14 protein-coding genes and 2 tRNA genes are annotated in these 20,280 nt (G+C 70.0%); 8 read left to right on the top strand and 8 right to left on the bottom strand.

From position 1 onward, the window contains the following. Positions 1-137 precede the first annotated feature (137 nt). From AB0N78_RS03320 to dnaG, 7 genes are all read left to right on the top strand, one after another. Positions 138-1,367, top strand: coding sequence for an extracellular solute-binding protein (locus AB0N78_RS03320; protein ID WP_363385810.1), 1,230 nt, complete (start codon positions 138-140; stop codon positions 1,365-1,367). A gap of 93 nt (positions 1,368-1,460) precedes the next feature. Continuing rightward, positions 1,461-3,089 carry an ABC transporter permease subunit gene (locus tag AB0N78_RS03315; RefSeq protein WP_363385807.1) on the top strand — a complete coding sequence of 543 codons (1,629 nt, stop codon included), beginning with the start codon at positions 1,461-1,463 and terminating at the stop codon, positions 3,087-3,089. After that, positions 3,089-3,970, top strand: coding sequence for a sugar ABC transporter permease (locus AB0N78_RS03310; RefSeq protein ID WP_363385804.1), 882 nt, complete (start codon positions 3,089-3,091; stop codon positions 3,968-3,970). The genes AB0N78_RS03315 and AB0N78_RS03310 overlap by 1 nt, the downstream gene beginning before the upstream one ends. A 3-nt stretch (positions 3,971-3,973) precedes the next feature. Then, on the top strand, positions 3,974-5,776 hold the full coding sequence (locus AB0N78_RS03305) for a glycoside hydrolase family 13 protein (protein WP_363385801.1): 1,803 nt from the start codon (positions 3,974-3,976) through the stop codon (positions 5,774-5,776). A 174-nt stretch (positions 5,777-5,950) separates the two neighbouring features. Next, complete coding sequence (locus AB0N78_RS03300) at positions 5,951-7,228, top strand: deoxyguanosinetriphosphate triphosphohydrolase (RefSeq protein WP_363385798.1); 1,278 nt, start codon at positions 5,951-5,953, stop codon at positions 7,226-7,228. Positions 7,229-7,384: 156 nt separating this feature from the next. Further along, positions 7,385-8,416: an alcohol dehydrogenase AdhP gene (gene adhP, locus AB0N78_RS03295; protein ID WP_363385795.1), complete on the top strand. Its 1,032-nt coding sequence runs from the start codon at positions 7,385-7,387 to the stop codon at positions 8,414-8,416. A gap of 132 nt (positions 8,417-8,548) precedes the next feature. After that, a complete protein-coding gene (gene dnaG / locus AB0N78_RS03290) occupies positions 8,549-10,501 on the top strand; it encodes a DNA primase (protein ID WP_363385792.1) in 1,953 nt (650 codons plus the stop codon). 102 nt (positions 10,502-10,603) lie between these two features. Here dnaG and AB0N78_RS03285 read toward each other — a convergent pair whose 3' ends face one another. From AB0N78_RS03285 to AB0N78_RS03270, 4 genes are all read right to left on the bottom strand, one after another. Next, a complete protein-coding gene (locus tag AB0N78_RS03285) occupies positions 10,604-13,300 on the bottom strand; it encodes a hypothetical protein (protein WP_363385789.1) in 2,697 nt (898 codons plus the stop codon). Between the two features lie 97 nt (positions 13,301-13,397). Beyond that, on the bottom strand, positions 13,398-14,477 hold the full coding sequence (locus AB0N78_RS03280) for a hypothetical protein (RefSeq protein WP_363385787.1): 1,080 nt from the start codon (positions 14,475-14,477) through the stop codon (positions 13,398-13,400). A gap of 184 nt (positions 14,478-14,661) precedes the next feature. Continuing rightward, a tRNA-Asn gene (locus AB0N78_RS03275) sits at positions 14,662-14,734 on the bottom strand. A 54-nt stretch (positions 14,735-14,788) separates the two neighbouring features. Continuing rightward, positions 14,789-15,301 (bottom strand): hypothetical protein, encoded by a 513-nt coding sequence (locus tag AB0N78_RS03270; protein WP_363385784.1) that lies wholly within the window; start codon positions 15,299-15,301, stop codon positions 14,789-14,791. A 285-nt stretch (positions 15,302-15,586) separates the two neighbouring features. On the opposite strand from AB0N78_RS03270, the gene AB0N78_RS03265 reads away from it, so the two are divergent. After that, complete coding sequence (locus tag AB0N78_RS03265) at positions 15,587-15,916, top strand: hypothetical protein (RefSeq protein WP_363385781.1); 330 nt, start codon at positions 15,587-15,589, stop codon at positions 15,914-15,916. 6 nt (positions 15,917-15,922) lie between these two features. Here AB0N78_RS03265 and AB0N78_RS03260 read toward each other — a convergent pair. The 4 genes from AB0N78_RS03260 to AB0N78_RS03245 form a co-directional block, all read right to left on the bottom strand. Beyond that, a tRNA-Ile gene (locus tag AB0N78_RS03260) sits at positions 15,923-15,999 on the bottom strand. Between the two features lie 65 nt (positions 16,000-16,064). After that, on the bottom strand, positions 16,065-16,577 hold the full coding sequence (locus tag AB0N78_RS03255) for a CAP domain-containing protein (RefSeq protein ID WP_363385777.1): 513 nt from the start codon (positions 16,575-16,577) through the stop codon (positions 16,065-16,067). A 128-nt stretch (positions 16,578-16,705) separates the two neighbouring features. Then, positions 16,706-17,677: an acetylxylan esterase gene (locus tag AB0N78_RS03250; protein ID WP_363385775.1), complete on the bottom strand. Its 972-nt coding sequence runs from the start codon at positions 17,675-17,677 to the stop codon at positions 16,706-16,708. Further along, positions 17,674-20,196 carry a glycoside hydrolase family 2 protein gene (locus AB0N78_RS03245; RefSeq protein ID WP_363385772.1) on the bottom strand — a complete coding sequence of 841 codons (2,523 nt, stop codon included), beginning with the start codon at positions 20,194-20,196 and terminating at the stop codon, positions 17,674-17,676. The genes AB0N78_RS03250 and AB0N78_RS03245 overlap by 4 nt, the downstream gene beginning before the upstream one ends. Positions 20,197-20,280: the final 84 nt, after the last annotated feature.

The following is a 20,280-nucleotide window of genomic DNA, read 5'->3' as shown; positions in this document are numbered from 1 at the left end:
CGTTGCAACCGATGCCTGAAAGTTACCGTAACGGGTTGCAAGATTCGTCGCAACGACGTTAACGTCCCGTTTCACCGAGCCAGCGTGGGCACAGATCCGCCATCGCTGGACCCCCGTCAACACTTGGGAGACTCACGATGCGACGGAGCATCTCCGCCGTGGCCGTCATGGCCGGCCTGGCGCTCACCCTCACTGCGTGCTCCTCCGGCGACGACACGTCGTCGGACGACTCCTCGACCGCTGCCGCTGCCGGCGACGGCTCGACTCTGACCATCTGGGTCGACGAGACCCGCCAGGCGGCCGTCGAGGCCGCCGCCGAGGACTTCACCGCCGAGACTGGCACCGCGGTCGAGACCGTGCTGAAGAACTACGACGACATCCGCACCGACTTCATCTCCCAGGTGCCGACGGGCAAGGGCCCGGACATCACCGTGGGTGCCCACGACTGGCTGGGTGAGCTGACCAAGAACGGTGTGGTCGCCCCGATCGAGCTCGGCGACCTGGCCGACGACTTCGAGCCGGTCTCCGTCGAGGCCTTCACCCAGGACGGCCAGGTCTATGGCCTGCCTTACGCGGTGGAGAACATCGGTCTGATCCGCAACACCGCACTCGCCGCGGACGCGCCGACCACCTGGGACGACATGATCGCCGCCGGGCAGGCCGCAGGCACCCAGTACCCGGTGCTGATCCAGACCGGGGAGGAGGGTGACCCGTACACCTACTACCCGTTGCAGACCTCCTTCGGGGCCCCGGTGTTCGAGCAGAACGAGGACGGCTCCTACAACTCGACCCTGGCGCTGGGCGGCGCGAACGGTGAGGCCTTCGCCGCATGGTTGGCCGCGCAGGGTGCTGCGGGCACGCTGGACACCGCGATCACCTACGACATCGCACTGGAGGCCTTCAAGAACGGCGAGTCGCCGTTCATCATCGGCGGCCCCTGGATGCTGGAGAACTTCAGTGACCTGGACCTGGCCGTCTCGGCCATCCCGTCCGCCGGTGGCCAGGAGGCGCAGCCCTTCGCCGGTGTGCAGGGCTTCTACGTCTCCGCGCAGAGCGAGAACGCGCTGCTCGCCAACGACTTCCTGCTGAACTACATGTCCACCGAGGACGCCCAGCTGGCCCTGTACGAGGCTGGCAACCGGGTGCCCGCGCTGACCGCCGCCGCCGACACCGCCTCGCAGGACCCGGTGACCGCCGGCTTCCGTGAGGTCGGAGCCGACGCCGTGCCGATGCCCTCCATCCCGGAGATGGCCTCGGTGTGGACCTTCTGGGGCGTGACCGAGGCGGCGATCCTCACCGGCGCGCAGGAGCCCACCGCCGCCTGGCAGAAGATGGTCTCGGACATCCAGGGCGCCATCGGCGGCTGATCCGCCATCCACGCGGCCGGTGCGGGGGAGCGATCCTCCGCACCGGCCGCGCCAGCTCCACCCCGACAGTCGTAGAACCGCCCGGAGGCACCGATGCCCACCCCCGAAGCTCGCGTGGTCGAGCCTGACGCCGACCCCGCGGCGCCGTCCGCGCGCCGCCGCGGTCGCAACGCGGACAGCTCCCACGCCCGCGACTTCCGCCCCGGCTTCATCGTCAAGCTGGTGCTGATCGCCCTGATCGACGCCTTCGGGGTGTACGGCATCCTCGCCGCCTGGGGTCAGGAGGCCTGGGGCATCCTCACCTCGATGGTGGTGCTGCTGCTCATCGCCAACTGGGTGTACTTCGCCAAGAAGGCGCTGCCGCTGAAGTACATCCTGCCCGGCCTGGTGTTCCTCTTCGTCTACCAGGTCTACGTGATGGCCTACACGGGCTACGTCGCGTTCACCAACTACGGCGACGGCCACAACTCCACCAAGGGTCAGGCCATCGAGGCGTTGCTGGCGCAGAACGAGCGCCGAGTGGACGGCACCGAGACCTACCCACTCACCGTGGTCACCGCCGGGGATGAGCTCGGCTTCGCGGTGCTGGACTCCGACGGCGACGTCCGGGTGGGCACCGCCGAGGACCCGCTGAACGAGGTCGACGCCACCGTCGACTCCGGCATCGTCACCGCGGTGCCCGGCTACGACGTGCTGGACCGCACCGCCGTGCTCGAGCGTCAGGACGAGGTGACCAGCCTGCGGGTGCCGGTCTCCGACGACCCGAACGACGGTTCGATCCGCACCCAGGACGCCCGCACCGGGTATGTCGCCGAGTCGACGCTGCACTACGACGCCGACGCGGACACCATGACCGACTCCACCACCGGGACCGTCTACACCCCGAACGACCGCGGACAGTTCGAGGCCGAGGACGGCAGCACCCTGGCCGTCGGCTGGCGCGTGTTCGTCGGCGGGGAGAACTTCACCACCGCCTTCACCGACAGCCGCTACGCCGGACCGTTCTGGAAGATCCTCGCCTGGACCTTCGCCTTCGCCATCGGCTCAGTGGCCACCACGTTCCTGCTCGGATTGTTCCTGGCGATCGTCTTCAACGACACCCGCCTGCGCGGCCGCAAGATCTACCGGACGCTGCTGATCCTCCCGTACGCCATCCCCGGGTTCCTCGGGGCGCTGCTGTGGGCCGGCATGCTGAACCGGAAGTTCGGCTTCATCAACGAGGTGATCCTCGGTGGGGCCAACATCGGCTGGCTGACCGATCCGGTGCTGGCCAAACTCGCGGTGCTGGGCGTGAACCTCTGGCTCGGCTTCCCGTACATGTTCCTGATCTGCACCGGCGCTCTTCAGTCGCTGCCCGGCGATGTGATGGAGGCAGCCAAGATCGACGGTGCCAGTCCGTGGCGGGCCTTCCGATCGGTCACCATGCCGCTGCTGCTGGTGTCCACCACGCCGCTGCTGATCAGCAGCTTCGCCTTCAACTTCAACAACTTCACGTTGATCTACATGCTGACCGGCGGCGGGCCACGGTTCGCCGACGCTTCCGTGCCCCTGGGCCATACCGACATCCTGATCTCGATGGTCTACAACATCGCCGGAGTAGACGGCAGCGGCGCGAGGAACTACGGCCTGGCCAGCGCGCTGTCGATCATGATCTTCGTGATCGTCGGTGGGATCTCGGCCCTGGCCTTCCGCAAGACCCGTCAGCTGGAGGAGATCAACTGATGTCCGCGACGACTGCTTCTGACCACACCCGGATGTCCTTCGGTCGGTGGACCCGTGAGCTGGGCTGGCGCCACCTGATCGGCGTGATCTTCGTGATCTACGCGGCGTTCCCGCTGGTGTACCTGGTGTCGGCCTCGCTGTCCTCCGGCGGCACGCTGACCGGATCGAATGCGTTGTTCTCCGAGGTGTCCGGCAGCAACTTCGAGTCCCTGAACGCCACCAAGTTCTGGACCTGGCTGGGCAACTCGTTGGTCATCTCCATTACTGCCTCGGTGGGCGCGATGCTGCTGGGAGCCGCCGCGGCCTACGCCTTCAGCCGGTTCCGCTTCAGCGGGCGGCGCGCCTCGCTGACCGGGCTGCTGATCATCCAGATGTTCCCGCAGATGCTCGCCTTCGTCGCGATCTTCCTGCTGGTGCTCGGCCTGGGCGAGGTCTTCCCCGCGCTGGGGCTGAACGGCAAGCTCGGGCTGATCGCGGTGTACCTCGGTGGGGCGCTGGGGTCGAACACCTTCTTGATGTACGGCTTCTTCAACACCATCCCGCGCGAGCTGGACGAGGCCGCCAAGATCGACGGTGCCAGCCACGCACAGATCTACTGGACGATCATCCTGCGCCTGGTCGCACCGATCCTGGCCGTGGTGACGCTGCTGGCCTTCATCAGCACCTTCGGCGAGTTCATCGTGGCCCGAATCCTGCTGCCCGCCGAGTCCAGTTGGACCGTGGCGGTCGGGCTGTACTCGATGGTCTCCGACCAGCTGGCCGCCAACTGGGGTGTGTTCGCCGCCGGTGCGGTGATCGCCGCGCTGCCGGTGCTGCTGCTGTTCCTCTTCCTGCAGAAGTACATCGTCGGCGGCCTGACCGCCGGTTCTGTGAAGGGGTGATCCGTGCTCCAGCCGCATCACGACGGGTCCGCGCTGTACGTCCCGGCGGGCACGCCGCGGCTGGGCGACATCGTGCCGGTCCGACTCCGGGTTCCTGGCCATGCCCCGGAGTCGGTGTGGCTGCGGGTGGTCGAGGACGGCGAACCGCGGGTGTACCCCGCCCGGCACGACGGGCAGACCCACGGCGAGCACTGGTTCACCGCCGACCTCCCGATGACCAATCCCGTCACGCAGTACCGGTTCCTGCTGGTCGGCCCCCAGTACGACGGCGGACAGGCCTGGCTGAACGGTGAGGGCCTGATCGCCCGCGATGTCACCGACGCCGCCGACTTCCGACTCTCCACCACGGAGCCGGGACCGCAGTGGGCGCGCGATGCCGTGGTCTACCAGGTCTTCCCCGACCGGTTCGCCCGCTCGGCCGGTGCCGACCACCGTCCGACCCCCGACTGGGCGCTGCCCGCCGCCTGGGGCGACGAGCCCATCGGCGGCGGACCGGGCACCGGCACCCAGTTCTACGGCGGTGACCTGACCGGGATCGAGGAGCACCTCGACCATCTGGAACGCCTCGGCGTCACCACCCTGTACCTGACGCCGTCCTTCCCGGGCCGTTCGAACCACCGCTACGACGCCTCGACCTTCGACATGATCGACCCGCTGCTCGGCGGCGACGAAGCACTGGTCTCACTCTCGGCTGCGGTGCACCGGCGTGGGATGCGGATCGTCGGGGACCTCACCACCAATCACACCGGTGCCGCCCACGACTGGTTCCTGCGCGCGCAGGCACACCCGGACGCCCCGGAGCGATCCTTCTACTACTGGACCGACACCGCCCCCGGGTACGTCGGCTGGCTCGGGCACGCCTCACTGCCCAAGCTCAACCACAACGCCCCGGCGTTGACGACCCGGATGGCCGAGGTGGTCACCCGCTACCTGGCCGATCCGATGGGCCTGGACGGGTGGCGGATCGACGTCGCCAACATGACCGGACGCCAGGGTGCGGACGACCTCACCCACCAGGTGTCCCGCGAGCTGCGCGCCACCATCGAGGCGACCCGGCCGGACGGGGTGCTGATCGCTGAGCACTTTCACGATGCCGGTGCCGACCTGGTGGCCGGTGGCTGGCACGGCACCATGAACTACTCCGGCTTCACCCGCCCGATCTGGAGCTGGCTGGCGGGCGAGGCCCCCGGTGTCCGCTACGTCGAGCTGCCCACCCCGATCCCGCACCGGCGCGGACCCGAGGTCGTCGCCGCCATGCGGGCCTTCGGCGCGGCGGTGCCGTGGAGCGTGACCACCCGGCAGTGGAACCTGCTCGGCTCCCACGACACCGCGCGCATCCGGACCATCCTGGGCGGTCGGGCGAAGGTCGAGGTCGCCGCCGGGCTGCTGTTCACCTACCCGGGAACGCCGGTGGTCTTCGCTGGGGACGAGGGTGGCGCGGTCGGCACCAACGGCGAGCACGCCCGGGTCACCATGCCCTGGGAGCAGATCGCCGCCGGTGACGGCCCGGACTGGGACGGCGACACCTTCGCGCTCTACCAGCGGCTGATCGCGTTGCGCGCCGGACACCGGGCACTGCGCGAGGGCGGACTGCGCTGGGTGCTGGTCGAGGACGACGCGCTGGGTTACCTGCGGGAGACCGCGGAGGAGCGGCTGTTGATCCTGGCGACCCGCGGGCCGTGGTCCGGGCGCGTGCTGCCGCAGTCGATGGGTCAGCCCACGAACGTCTACGGCAACGCTGTTCTGGGCGCGGACCTGACGGTGACGACACCGGGCCCGAGCGTCCAGGTCTGGCGGCTGGGCTGAGCTGGCCGAACCCTCACTCTCCGCCCCCTCGTGCCTGCCCAGCCCCTCTTCATCGTCGAGGAGTCACTTTCTGATGCTGAATTCGCTCGAATCGTCTCAAGAACTGCCCCCTCGGCGCGGGGCGGCCCACGGGTGAGCACGGGGGTGGGGGAGCGTGTTGATTAGGCTGGGCCTGTGAGCAGCAGCGACCTTCCCGACGGCTACACCGAGGCCGACCGGGAACGGTGGGTCCCGGAGGCTCCGAAGTCGCGTGCCCGCAGCCCCTTCGAGCGTGATCGCGGGCGTCTGGTGCACTCCTCGGCGCTGCGCCGACTCGGTGCCAAGACCCAGGTGCTCGGCCCCAGCTCCGACGACTTCATCCGGACCCGGCTCACCCACACCCTGGAGGTCGCCCAGGTCGGCCGTGAGATCGGCAAGGCCCTCGGCTGCGACCCGGATGTGGTCGACACTGCTTGCCTGGCGCACGACCTCGGCCACCCGCCGTTCGGGCACAACGGAGAGCGCGCACTGGCACACCTGGCCCGAGACATCGGCGGGTTCGAGGGCAATGCTCAGACACTGCGCCTGCTGACCCGGCTCGAGCCCAAGGTGATCGCCGACGATGGCCGCACTGCCGGACTCAACCTGACCCGAGCCAGCTTGGACGCCTCGGTGAAGTACCCCTGGGCGGCCGGCGACGGCCCGATCAGCGCCACCAGTGGCAGGCCCACCCACAAATTCGGGGTCTATGCCGACGACCAGCCGGTCTTCGACTGGTTGCGCGGTGATGCTCCGGCGGGTCGCAAGTGTCTGGAAGCTCAGGTGATGGACCTGGCCGATGACATCTCCTACTCGGTGCACGACGTCGAGGACGCGGTGGTCGGCGGCCGGTTCGACCTCGGGGTGCTGTCCCAGCCGGAGGAGCGGGCCCGGCTGATCGACGCGATCCACACCTGGTACGGCGACGCCATCGACGCCGCCGGTCTGGAGGCGGCGATGGACCGCCTGGTGCATGCCGAGTTGTGGCGGACCGGATTCGACGGCAGTCGCCCGGCGCTCGCGGCGCTGAAGAACACCACCAGCCAGCTGATCGGCCGCTTCGCCCGGGCCGCACAGCTCGCCACTCGCGAGGTCTACGGCCCCGGACCGCTGACCCGCTACGCCGCCGACCTGATCGTGCCCACCGCCACCACCGCGGAGATCCTGGTGCTCAAGGGGCTCGCCGTCGCCTATGTGATGGCCCCGCGCGAGTTGGAGCCGCTCTACCAGCGCCAGCGGGAGATCCTGGCCGATCTGGTGCACGTGCTCGCCGACCGCGCCCCGGTCAGCCTCGAACCACCCTTCGCCGCCGACTGGCGTGCCGCTGCCGACGATGACGCTCGCCTGCGCGTGGTCATCGATCAGGTGGCCTCACTCACTGATGTCTCCGCCGCGGCCTGGCACGCCCGCCTGGCCCCGCCGCCCCGGTACTGAGGTTCGCCCTCGAATCGCCCTAGTCGACTGTGATCTGGGACTCAGATCGGCGGATGAGTCACGGTCCGGGCACGAAGTCCCATGCGCCAGCGCGTTCCACCGGCTGAAATGGGTAAAAGCGGACACCCCGCGCAACCGAGAACCTTCGGAGGAACCATGAGCACGATGAAGGCAGCTGTCGTTCGTGAGCTCGCAAAGCCGCTGAGCATCGACGAGATCCCCGTGCCGACCCCCGGTCCGAACGAGGCCCTGGTCAAGGTCCGCTACACCGGTGTGTGCCACACCGACCTGCACGCCGCCCACGGCGACTGGCCGGTCAAGCCCACTGCTCCGTTCGTTCCCGGTCACGAGGGCGTCGGCGAGGTCGTGGCCGTTGGCGACCAGGTCACCCGCGTCAAGGTCGGCGACATGGTCGGCAACGCCTGGCTGTGGAGCGCGTGCGGCGAGTGCGAGTACTGCGAGACCGGCTGGGAGACCCTCTGTCCCAAGCAGGAGAACGGCGGCTACTCGGTCGACGGTTCCTTCGGCCAGTACATGCTGGTCGACGCCCGCTACGCCCCGCTGATCCCGGAGGGTGTCGACCTGGCCGCGGTCGCCCCGATCCTGTGCGCCGGCGTCACCGTCTACAAGGGCCTGAAGCAGACCGACACCAAGCCCGGTGAGTGGGTGCTGATCTCCGGCATCGGTGGTCTCGGCCACATCGCCGTGCAGTACGCGGTCGCCATGGGCCGTCGCGTCGCCGCCGTGGACGTCGACGACGAGAAGCTGGCCCTGGCCCGCAAGCACGGCGCCGAGGTCACCGTGAACGCCCGGACCTCCGCCGACCCGGCTGCCGAGCTCCAGGAGCTCACCGGCGGTGGCGTGCACGGTGCGCTGGTCACGGCGGTCAACGCCCACGCCTTCCCGCAGGCCGTCGGCGCGCTGCGTCGGGGTGGCACCGTCTCCCTGGTGGGCCTGCCCCCGGAGAAGTTCCCGCTGGACATCTTCACCACGGTGCTCTTCGGTCTGACCGTCCGCGGCTCGATCGTCGGCACCCGCAAGGACATGGCCGAGGCGGTGGAGTTCTTCGCCCGGGGCAAGATCAACCCGACCTACACGGTCCGCCCGCTGGCCGACATCAACGACATCTTCACCGAGATGGAGCAGGGCAAGATCGACGGCCGGATCGTCATGGACATGGAGTCCTGACCTCCCGCTGAGCTCGGCATCGACGGCCGTCGTCCCCCGGTGGGGCGGCGGCCGTCGTGTGCGTCATGGGGGCGGTCCCCAGTGGGTTGATCGTCGGTCCTGGACGGCCTGGCGACGGCCTAGGATCAACCCGTGGCAGGACGGATCCGGCGGGAGGACGTGGAGACAGTCCGCGAGCGTGCCCGGATCGAGGACATCGTCGGCGAGCAGGTCACGCTGAAGACCGCCGGCGTCGGCTCCATGAAAGGCCTGTGCCCGTTCCACGACGAGCGCACCCCCTCCTTCCACGTCCGCCCCCAGGTCGGGCTGTACCACTGCTTCGGCTGTGGTGAGGGCGGCGACGTCATCGACTTCGTGCAGAAGGTCGACGGACTGCCCTTCGCCGAAGCCGTCGAGTATCTGGCCGGACGGGTCGGAGTGCAGCTGCGCTACGAGGAGGGCGGAGGCCCGCGGCCCGGTATAGAGCCCGGCACCCGTCAGCGCCTGCTGGAGGCCCACCGGGTGTCGGCGGAGTACTTCGCCGAGCAACTGCTCACCCCCGGCGCTGCGGTGGCCCGGGACTTCCTGGCCGGACGCGGGTTCGACCGTTCCGCCGCCGAACAGTTCGGGATCGGCTACGCCCCGCAGGGCTGGGACCACCTGCTCCGCCACCTGCGCGGTCGCGGGTTCACCGACAAGGAACTCATCGCCAGTGGCCTGATGAGCCAGGGCGGTCGCGGGATCTACGACCGGTTCCGCGGTCGACTGATCTGGCCGATCCGTGAGGTCACCGGCGACACCGTGGGATTCGGCGCGCGGCGGCTCTACGACGAGGACCAGGGCCCCAAGTACCTCAACACCCCTGAGACCGTCCTCTACAAGAAATCCCACGTGCTCTACGGCATCGACCTCGCCAAGCGGGAGATCGCCAAGACCAAGAAGGTCGTGGTGGTCGAGGGCTACACCGATGTGATGGCCATGCACCTGTCCGGCGTCGGCACCGCCATCGCCACCTGCGGCACCGCCTTCGGCTCGGAGCACGCCCGGATCGTCCGACGTCTGATGGGCGATGTCGGGGACAAGGGCGCGGTGGTCTTCACCTTCGACGGTGACGAGGCCGGTCAGAAGGCCGCGATGAAGGCACATGAGCAGCAGGGTGTGCTCGGTGTTCCCGCCTACGTCGCCGTCGCCGACGAGGGCATGGACCCCTGCGACCTGCGCCAACGTAAGGGTCCGGACGCCGTGCGAGCCCTGGTGGACGCGCCACCGCCGCTGTTCCGGTTTGTCATGCGCCGACAGCTCGCCGATTACGACCTGAGCACGGTCGAGGGTCGGGCCGGTGCGCTGCGGGAGACCGCCCCCACGGTGGCCGGCATCCCGCGGTCCGACCTGCGTGAGGGCTACACCCGGGAGTTGGCCGGCTGGTTGGGGATGGAGCTGCGACCGGTGCAGCAGGCGGTGCGTGCTGCGGCCGCCCGCTCCGCCGCCGACCGTCGACCCGGTGGCCCTGGTCAGCGTCCGGGGCCCGCTGGTGGCGAGAGCGGTCGACCTGGTGCCATGGACGAGGGCCGTAGCCCGAACCAGACGGCCGCCATCCCGGTGGCCCAGATGCCGATGCCCGACCCGCGCGACCCGGTGGCCACCACCGAACGGCGCGCCCTCGAGGTCGTGTTGCAGCTGCCCGAGCTGGTCCCGGTCGAGTTCGACCACCTGGAACCGGAGACCTTCAGCGCCCCCGCGTACCGCGCGGTGCACACCGCCATCCGTGCAGCCGGGGGAGCCGCACAGGCGAAGGTGCTCGCCGGTCAGCACGGGCCGGCCGCCTGGGTCGAGGCGGTGCGGGAGCAGGCGGCCGGACCGGTGCACTCGCTCATCACCCGCCTGGCTGTCGAGCCCATCCCGGAGGACCGCCCGGACAAGCTCCCGGAGTACGCCCGGGGCCTGGTGATGGCCCTGGTGGAGCTGGCGTTGACCCGACACATCGCGGACCTGCGCGGACGGTTACAGCGGATGGACGCGGTGGCAGAGCCGGATGCGCAGCGGGAGTTGTTCCAGCAGTTGTTGGCGGCGGAGGACCGGCGCCGGATGCTGCGGGAGAGCGCCTGACACCACCGTGGAATCGGTGGCCATGGCCGTTCAGTCCTGAGCTTGGCCGAATGGTCGGCGACACCATGCTGGGTGCGGCACACGCCGCACCCAGCAGACAGCTCAGGCGAAGCGACGGGCGAGGTGCACCCCACCCGAGCGGCCAGGCAGTGCTCGGTGGTGCCGGTGGCGAACACTCAGCGTCACCACACCGGTGATCAGCGCCGCCAATGTGGTGGCCAGCAGCGCGGGCAGCGCCGTTCCCGTCGTGGCCAGGGCCCCAAACGGCGTGGCCGGGGGAGCGTCCGCCACCGTGAGGGTCTCCGCCGGATCGCCGCACTCGCCGGTGCTGAGCACGGTGCCGTCCGGGCCCCGGGTCGTCTCCACGAAGCCGTAGGTGCCGGGCTCGGTGGTGCGGAACCGGTCGGTGTCGGCGCTGCCGCGGCTGTCCTGGATGGGCAGCTCCGCTGAGGTCCAGATCAGGGTGTCCGGTGTGCAGGTCAGGGCCTGTCCCTCCGGAACGCGGAACAGCTCCGCGGAGGTGCTGGAACCGGTGGGGATGTCCCCGCGCCAGGCGATGGTGTCCCAGAGCTCGTCGCCGACGGTCGGGCTGTCGGAGCTGGCGTGGGCGGTGGTCTCCACCTCGGGGAGGGCTGGGACGCGGATGGTCTCGGTGCTGGCCCCGCACTCGCCGCGATGGACGAGCCTGCCCTCAGACGTGCGGACCGTCTCGGCGTAGCCGTAGAAGACACCGGGCTCGGCCGTGATCGCGACCGGTGTTGAAAGGTACTGGCCCGCCGCGGTGACGGTGATCGGGTCACTGCTGGCGATCAGGGTCTCGGGGGAACACAGCGCGGTCTCTCCGGTCCAGCGGTACAGCTCGTTGGTGAGCAGGAGTCCGCCCTCCGGCACCGTGCCGGTGACCTCGGTGGCGTCCTGGAGGTGCAGATCAGCACCAGGGGCGACCTCGGCGTCGGGTTGGATCGCGGTGCTGACCGCCAGCGGGACGGATTCCGGCGCTGGGGTCAGGACGGTGACCTGCTCGGTGGGGTCGGTGACCGAGGTGGTGAACGGTCGGGTGCGGTCGTCGCCGCTGAACTGGGTGCGGGCAGCCACGATGCCGGGTAGGGGGTCGAGCACGCCGTCAGCGTCGGCGTCCACGTCACTCTGCGGCCAAGCAAGGTCCGGTGTGGACAGGGACTGGTAGCCGTTCACCGGGTCGCGGCGCACTGAGCCGATCAGGGTGCCGTGAGATTCCAGGTCCTGGTCGGTGGGTGTCGTGCCCTCGGGGAAGAACCAGAGTTCGGTGACCTCGTCCGGGTGGTCCCCACCGAAGCCCGAACCGCCGGTGAACTCACCGTGGTCATCGGGGTAGCCCTCGGCCCAGAGCTCATCGACCAGGCGCAGTCCGCCGGCGGTGGTGCGGACGCTGAGGCTGGTCACCACCTCCGGGGTGTGCCGCCGCGAGCTGGTCTCCGCCGCGAGCCCGAAAGTGTCCTGCCACTCCTCCAACAGCAGCGGCCTCAGATCGTCGGGCATGGCGTCACTGTCGGTGCGCCACTGCCAGGTGAGCATCGCCGGGTCCACGTCGGTGTCGGCGCAGGCCCGGTATGTGCCGGGTCCGGTGGCCTGCACCGGAATCTCGGCGAGGACGGTGGCGGTGTCCGGGGTTGTCTCAGTCGGGGTGACCGGCTGTGTGCCGACCTGCCAGAGCGTCGCCACCAGCGGCACGGTGACGGGTGCTCCGCCGACGGGGAGCCAGGTGGTGTCCGGTGTGGCGGCGAGTGTGAGCTGGTCACAGGCCTGGTCGCCCTCATCGAGGATTTTCGCCTCGACCTGGGACACGCCGGTCACTCGGAAGCCGTCCGCGACGGGGAACTCCTCGGTCTCACCGGTGCGCTCGGTGGGGTCGCCGGGCAGCCCGGGGGACAGCGACAGGTTGTCCTGCTTCTTGCCGTCCATGCCGTAGTACGCCAGCTTCATCGTGCGCAGGCCATCGAATCGGGCCCGGGCTACCACGTCCCCGATCCCGGTCGCGACGTAGTGCAGGGTCAGCGGGCCCTCCGGGGTCGTCCCGGTCCAAGTGTTGGTCTCGCCGGGGTCGGCCTTGTCGTTGTCGTTGAGGTCGAAGACCGCGCGGTCCGTCGGGATCAACGTGCCCGCGTCATCGCGTTCCATCAGCTCGACCGTGCCATTCAGGCCGGGCACCCACCCGCCATTCGCCCCGGTGACGCCCAGGTTCGTGATCGTGCCGAAACGCAGATCGCTGGCATCCACCGTCGGCGTTGGGTCGGCATACGGCCCGGCCTGGGCGGTCGCGGTGGCCACCATCTGGGCGGACAGGTCACGCACCTCAGCCGGGGTGGCGTCGGCGAGCAGTTGCTTGGCGCGCTCGACGTCCCCGTTCGCGACCACCCCGGGCACCTCCGCGCGCTGATGCACGGTGTAGGCGATCGCGGCCTGAGCCAGCCGGTCATTCGGGTCGGCATAGGTCTCGATCAGCCAGGCCAGGACCGGGTCGTCATGGGCATCCACGGTCAGCGGTGGTGCGCCCACCCCGGGTGCCACCCACATCTGGATGCACCAGGACATAGCCCCGTCAGCTCCGGTGGGCACCTCGAACGCGCCCAACCAGGACTCGCCGTAGCCGGGGATCGGCACGTGGATGCCCTGCCCCACAGTGCCCTGCGTGGCCGCAGCGACCGGCATGGCGGCCGGCGACGTGAGCGCGAAGCCAGTACAGGCCAGCGTCGCGCCGATCAGGATGGTGGTCAGGGCTCTGCCCGGTGTGTGGGCATGCCACGATGTTCTCGCTCGCATGAATGCTCGTCCTCTGTCGGGGGATCGGTGTCGGCGTGCTGAGGGGTCCGGCGTTGCCGCGCCGGGCCCCTCGTCTTCGGGTAGCTCGGATCGGTGGTCAGCACCACCAGGCGTTGCCGTGCTCGTCCACACAGGCGGTGAGGTCGGTCTCCTCCTCGACCACCCAGCCACCGTCGCCGGTGGTGTCGGCCGGTGGGTCGGCGGCGGGTGGTGGCGTGCTGGTCGGTCCTGACGGGTTCCTGTCCGCGCCGGGGGTGGGGTGTCGCGGGCGGTCACCGCTCTCGGACGATTCTGGGGTGGATGCCTCGGCGGCGATCCGGTCCTGTTCGGCCTGCCAGGCGGCGACATCGGCCGTGACTGCCTCGACAGCGGACGAGAGCGCCCCGGCGGCGGCGGACAGCGCGTCGATGTGCCCGGTCAGCGCTTCGATCGCTGGTCCGTGCTCGATCCCGGTGGCCGTGGGCGCGTCCTCGATCGCCTGTTCTGCCGTGGTGATGGCGTCGGCGAGGACGATCCGGTTGGCATCATCGAGCACGCGTCCCTCGGAATCGGCGAGCAGGGTCCGCGCGGACTCGAGCTGCGTCCGGAGATTCTGGAGCGCAGTGCTCTGGTCAGCGGTGACGCGGGCGAGCTGGCGCTCCTGGTAGTTGGTGCGCAATGAGCTGGCAGCCTCCTCGACCTCGGACTGGATCGCGGTCGCGGTGGTGGCGCGTTCATGCAGAGCGCGAGTACGTGCCTGGCGCGAACTGGTCGTCTGCACTGCGGTGCCGAGCAGGTCTCCGGCGTCGACCAGTGCGGCGTCCAGGTCGCTGGTGTCGAGCTCCATGTCCTGGTCGGAAATCTCGGCCAGCAATTCGTCGGCGTCATCGACTGCCGCGCGGAGATCGGTGGAAGCGGAGTCCCACGCATCCTGTGCCGTGGCCAGATCGGATGACATCCGGTGATCGATGACGACGACGGTGGCGGTGAGCGCCAACGCCACACCCGCAGCCGTGGCCAGCAGCGGACCGCGCCGACGAAACCACGGGCGAGACGTCGACGGGGGAGAGGTCGGAGAAGGAGGATCGACGGTGCTCATGTGCTGCCCCTGCGGTCGGTGGTGGCGGGCCGGGGCGGCTGATCCCACGGTCACCGTAGTGCCGGGCAAGGCGGTGGCGGGGGCGAATGCGGTGGTCATCATGAGTCGTCTCTCCGAGTGGGGCTGTCGGAGACGAGTCAGCCAGAGGGACGCCCTCGGGGCGGAGTCGAACCCGGCACGGCTGGGGACGACGTGGAGTGCAGTGGGGATGTGGACAGTGCGAGGCACCGCGCGCCAGAGACGGGAGAACCCCCGCCAGGATCACCTGACGGGGGTTCGGATGCTCCCTCGACTGGACTCGAACCAGTAACCGTCCGATTAACAGTCGGATGCTCTGCCAATTGAGCTACGAGGGATCGTGCGGGGAAAACTCTAGCAGCACTCCGCACGTGCTCCTGCACACCCGCCGGTCAGCCGCGCAGCCCGGCGGCAGCCCGCACGTCGCGCTCGGCTGCGTCCACCACTGCCAGTGTGCCCGGATCGGTCAGATCGACCTGCGGGGAGCCGATCACCTGGGTCAGCAGCTTCCCGTCCGCCCCGCGTCGCAGCGCCACCTGGACGGTGCCCGCGCCGGGGATCTGGACCTTCTGCACGTGCACCACCGAGGACTGCACACGCTCGCGGAACGTCTGGGCGAACTTCACCGGGGTCGGTGGCGCGAGGGGGTAGTTGTCGCTGTCACCGGTGACCCAGTGCACGGTGATCGCCGGGGCCTCGGGGTCGAAGGTGCCGCGGTCGATGTCGGCCCACGGGCGGGTCAGTCGCTCGCCGGTCGAGGGCAGGACGTGCAGTGCGTGACGGGTGGCGACCAGCCATCCGTCGTCGGCCAGCTGCGCGGTGGCGAGGATCTTGTCGTCCGACGGCAAATCGAGGCTGCGGCGCAGCGGGTCGGGCAGGGCGGGGCGACGGGTGAAGAGCGGCACGGGGTCCACCGTAAAGGGCTTTGCTGACGAGCTCGTGGGACCGGGCAGCGTGTCCCCTGTGCGTGACCTGGGAGGATGGCCGCTGCGGGGGTGCGACGGGCACGTCCGGTTGTAGAGAAGGGAAGGCCTGTGCGTCGATCGGTTGTGCTGGGGGTCGTCGTGGTGGCTGCGCTGGGATTGAGTGGCTGCGGTGGGGATGAGGGGAATGTCGAGGCCTCGGCGTCTGCCAGTTCGACTCCCACGACGTCACAGTCGCCGTCCCCGACGGTCGAACCGGAAACGGAGGTGACCGAGCCGGAGCCGGTCAGTGGAACGGTGGAGGAGCTGGACGCGGCGGTGCGAGCCTATTCGGCGGCGTTCTTCGGCGCGGATGCCACGACGATCTACGGCATGCTCTCTGCCCGGTGTGCGGCGTCCACGGATGTGTCGACGATGACCGGCAATCTGATGGCGGTGCAGTCGATCTACGGCGCAGGCCCGGAGCTGCTGACTGTCGACGCAAGCGTGGACGGGCCGGTGGGGCGCGCGACCTACACGTACTCGGAAGCCTCGCTCAATGTGACGGACCAGCCGTGGGTGTTCGAGGGCGGGTCCTGGCGCTACGACGAGTGCTGAGTGCGGTGGTAGGCCAGGTGGGGCTTGAACCCACGACCGACGGATTATGAGTCCGCTGCTCTAACCGGCTGAGCTACTGGCCCGCGTCGCCGGTCAGGGTAGCCGACCAGGGCACCCGCACAGGCGCGGATGCCCTGGTCGGCGTGGTTCAGGAGGCAGTGCGCGGGTATCCGGCGAAGACCTGCACGCCGTAGAACCGCCCGTTGTACTGGACGACCCCGATGCCGATGTCGGTGAAGGAGGAGTTCACCATGTTGGCGCGGTGCCCGGGGCTGTTCTCCCACTGGGTGTACAGGGCGACCGGGTCGTAGCTGTTCCAGGCGATGTTCTCCCCGGCGGAGCGCCATCCGGCGGGGATCTGGGTGGCGTAGTTCGGGTTGTGCGCGAACTGGCCGGTGGTGGCCATGTGGGTGGCCCAGGCGGCGGCGACGGCGTCCATCGCGCTGTTGCGGACCAGTGCGGGTTTGCTCTCGGTGGCGCGCAGGGCGTTGGTGCGTTGGAGGATGGTGGCCTCGGCGGTGTCCTGGTCGATCACGGCGGCGGGGGCCACGGTGGCCGTTGGTGTGACCGGGGCGGCTGTGGTGCCGGCGGTGGCCGGGACGGCGGTGGCGAGGGCCAGGGTGGCGAGGGCGATGGTCGTGCCTGCTGCGATGCGCTTCATCGCTCGACTCCTTCGCGGGTGTCAGCGGCCGGGACGGTCCCGGCGCCGTCGTGCTCCGCACCGTGTTCCAGCGGACACCACATCGTTCCGGCGCGCATCTGGGAAAGCGCTCACCAGCCCGGACGCCATCAGCTGCCGAGTACCTCCCGCAGCCAGGAGGCCTGGCGCTGCCAGTGGTGCCCGCCGCCACCCTCGTGCTGGTTGTAGGGGTAGACCTCGATGGTCGACGGACCGGCCCAGGCGTGGTGGGTGGCGAAGACGGTCGAGGGCGGGCAGACCATGTCCTGGAGCGCCACGGAGAACAGCGATGGGGCGGTGGCGCGGGCAGCGTGGTGCAGGCCGTCGACGTAGGCGAGGGTGTTGAAGACCTGGTCCACCTGGTCGCGGTGCACGGCGAGGTAGCGGGTGATCTCGCTGTAGGGGTCGGTGTCGGAGACCTCGACGCCGCGGGCGATGTGGCACAGGAAGGGCACGTCGGGCATGGCGGCGGCGAGCCCGTCGACGAGTCCGGCCACGGCGATGGTCAGGCCCCCGCCCTGGGAGCCTCCGGCGGCGACGACCCGGTCCGGGTCGATGCCGTCCAGGGTGCGCACCGCGTCGACGGCACGGACGCAGTCGGTGATGAGTCGGCGGAAGTAGTGCTGCTCCGGGTCGAGGATGCCGCGGGTGAGGAATCCCGGCCCGGCGGGTCCGGAACCGTGCGGGTCGGGGGTGTCGCCGCCACTGCCCCAACCGGAGCCCTGACCACGCGAGTCGACGAACAGGTGCGCGTATCCGGCGGTGGGCCAGGCCAGACGCTCGTGCGGCAGCCCGCGGCCACCGTTGTAGCCGTTGAACTCCACGATCACTGGCAGCCGGTTCTCGACGCCGGCGGGGCGGACCAGCCAGGCGCGGATCGGGTCGCCGGCGAATCCGGGGAAGGTGACGTCGTCCACGTCGACCAGCCGCAACGGGGAGTCGACCCGGCGTCGGAGGACCGGCGTCTGGTGGCGGCGGGCCTCGGCGAGGGTGCGGGCCCAGAACTCGTCGAAGTCCGCGGGTGCGGACACCTCGGGGCGGTACTCGCGCAGGGCGGACAGGGGCAGGTCGATCTGCGTCATGCGGTGATTCCAGCATCATCGGCGACCCGCACCAAGCCTCCGGGGATGGCGGGGCCATCGGCGATCAGCGGTGGGGCGGTGGTGGTGGGGACGGTGCGCAGCTCATTGGCGGTGCGCAGGACGGGGGAGCGGGTGAGATCGGCGGGGTCGAGGGCGGCGGTGGTGCGGACCAGGAAGCTCGCCGTGCCGCCCGCGGGCAGGTCGACCAGGGCCTCGTCCACCACGGCGTCGGGGGCCAGCCGGTCGGGCAGCAGGGTGACGGCCAGGGCGGTGGAGTGGGCGGTGACGTCGACCCGGTAGCCGCCGTCGACTGAGTGCGCTGAGGCGGTCAGCGGGGCGGGGTCGAGGGCGGAGTCGATGTCCTCGACGAAGGCGTGCAGGTGGCGCACGTCGCCCAGCTCGATGGCCAGCACCTGCGCGGCGGGTTCGGCCGGGGTGCCCAGGTCGGACAGCGGGGTGCGGGTGACCGCACGGGGCGGCACCTGCACGGGCACTGTGGCGTGGGCGAGGACCTGACCGTCGTGCCGCTGGCGGCGCAGGACCAGCTCACCTGCCCACGGGTGGTCGGTGTCGTTGACCAGCACGGCCTGCCCGTCGAGGACCGTGATCAGTCGCTCCGCCCCGGCGTTGCGTAGCGCGTACCAGAGTGGCTTCGGGCGTTCCTCGGAGTCGACGGCGGCCCAGGAGGTGACGGGCCAGCAGTCGTTGAGCTGCCAGACGATCCACCCGGCGGTGCGGGGCCACCAGCCGCGGTAGTGCTCGACGGCGTGCTGGACGGCCCGGGCCTGGTTGAGCTGGGTGGCCCAGTGCCAATCCGGGAAGTCCACCGGCACACCGAGGTGCGGGGCCAGGCCGCGGTCGAGTTTGCCGTTGCCGTCGTCGGCCTTCTGGTGGATCAAGAACACCGGGTCGGTCTTGGGGTCCTCGCCGGTGTGCACCCAGTCGGTGAGGGTGCGCCAGGTGGGCGGTCCCTGGAAGCCGAACTCGGAGCAGAACCGGGGGATCTCGGAGCGGTACTCGGTGTAATCGATCCGGTTCCAGACCTCCCACTGGTGGTGGCTGCCGTGGTCCGGGTCGTTCGGGTGCAGCTCTGGACGGCCCGGGGTGTACGGCGAGTTGTCGGTGTAGGGCCGGGTCGGGTCGAGCTCGGCGACGACGGAGCGGAACAGGTCGACGGCGTAGCGCTCACCCCAGGTTGCATCGCCGAGCTGCTGCTTCCAGCCCCAGTCCTCGTGGCCCCAGAGGTTCTCATTGCCGCCGTTCCAGATCACCAGCGACGGGTGCGGGGTCAGGCGCGCGACGTTCTCCCGGGCCTCGGCCTCGAACTCGTCGAACAGCGGCTGCTCCTCGGGGTAGGCGGCGCAGGCCAGCAGGAAGTCCTGCCAGACCAGCAGACCGCGCTCGTCGCAGGCGGTGTAGAAGTCCTCGGACTCGTAGATGCCGCCGCCCCAGATCCGCAGCAGGTTCAGCCGGGCACCCAGGGCCTGGTCAAGTCGACGGTCCAGGCGCTCGCGGGTGATCCGGGTGAGGAAGTGGTCGTCCGGGATCCAGTTCGCACCGCGCACGGCGATGGGTCGGTGGTTGACCAGTAGCTCGAAGGAGGTGCCGTGCTCGTCGTCGGCGATCCGGAGCTCGACGGTGCGGAAACCGATCCGGCGGGTCCACCGGTCCAGGTCATCGCCGAGGGTGACAGTCAGGTCGTGCAGCGGGTGGTCGCCGTAGCCGACCGGCCACCAGAGCGGGGCGTCCGGGACGGTCAGGTGCAGGACGGTGCGGTCGTCGGTGATCGTGTCCTCGACGCGGTGGCCCAGGATCTCGGCGGTGATCGGCAGGGGGGCGGCGTCGACCAGACCGGAGCGCTCGACGGTGACGTGCAGCTCGATCCGGCCGGTGCCGTCGTCGTCGACGGTGATCAGCGGGCGGACCTCGGCCAGCCGGGCGGTGTGCCAGCGCTCGACCCGGACGCCGCGCCAGATGCCGACGGTGCGCAGGTCCGGGCCCCAGTCCCAGCCGAAGGAACAGGCCATCTTGCGGATGAAGTTGAACGGCACTGGGTGGTAGGCGGACGGGCGGTCGCCGAGCAGGTCGCGCAGCTCCTCGGCGTAGGCGGTGGCCGAGCGCAGGTCGACCGTGAGCGGGTGGGCGGTGCCGTCGGCCAGTTCTCGGACGTCAGCCCGGTAGCTGCGGTGCATGTTGGCGGTGCGCAGCAGCTCGGTGCCCGCGTAGTCGACGGTGGCGACGGTGTCCAAACCGTCGAAGGCCAGGTCGATCCGCTCTCCGGGGGCGGGCGGGTCGAGCACCAGGTCACGGGTGTAGCGCCAGTCGGTGTGGTGGAACCAGCGCAGGTCGGTCTCGTGCGCGTCCAGGAACGGGTCCGGGATCAGGTCCGCGGCCAGCAGGTCGACGTGCACGCTGCCCGGCACGGTGGCGGGAAGCGGTGCGGCGGCGATGATCGCGGCGGGCACGGGACCGCCGGTGGGGGCGATGGTCCAGCCGTCGGTGAGCGGGGTGTGGTGCATGGGTCGGGCTCCTAGGCGTGGTGGTGGCGGCCGAGGTCGGTGCTCCGGTGCCGAGTACGGATGCGGGGCTCACGAACTCGACGC

Source organism: Cellulomonas sp. NPDC089187 (assembly GCF_040685135.1).
In the GTDB taxonomy this organism is placed as follows: domain Bacteria; phylum Actinomycetota; class Actinomycetes; order Actinomycetales; family Cellulomonadaceae; genus Cellulomonas.
Note: the sequence above shows the minus strand (reverse complement) of the source record. Positions and strands in the feature narration are given on the sequence as shown.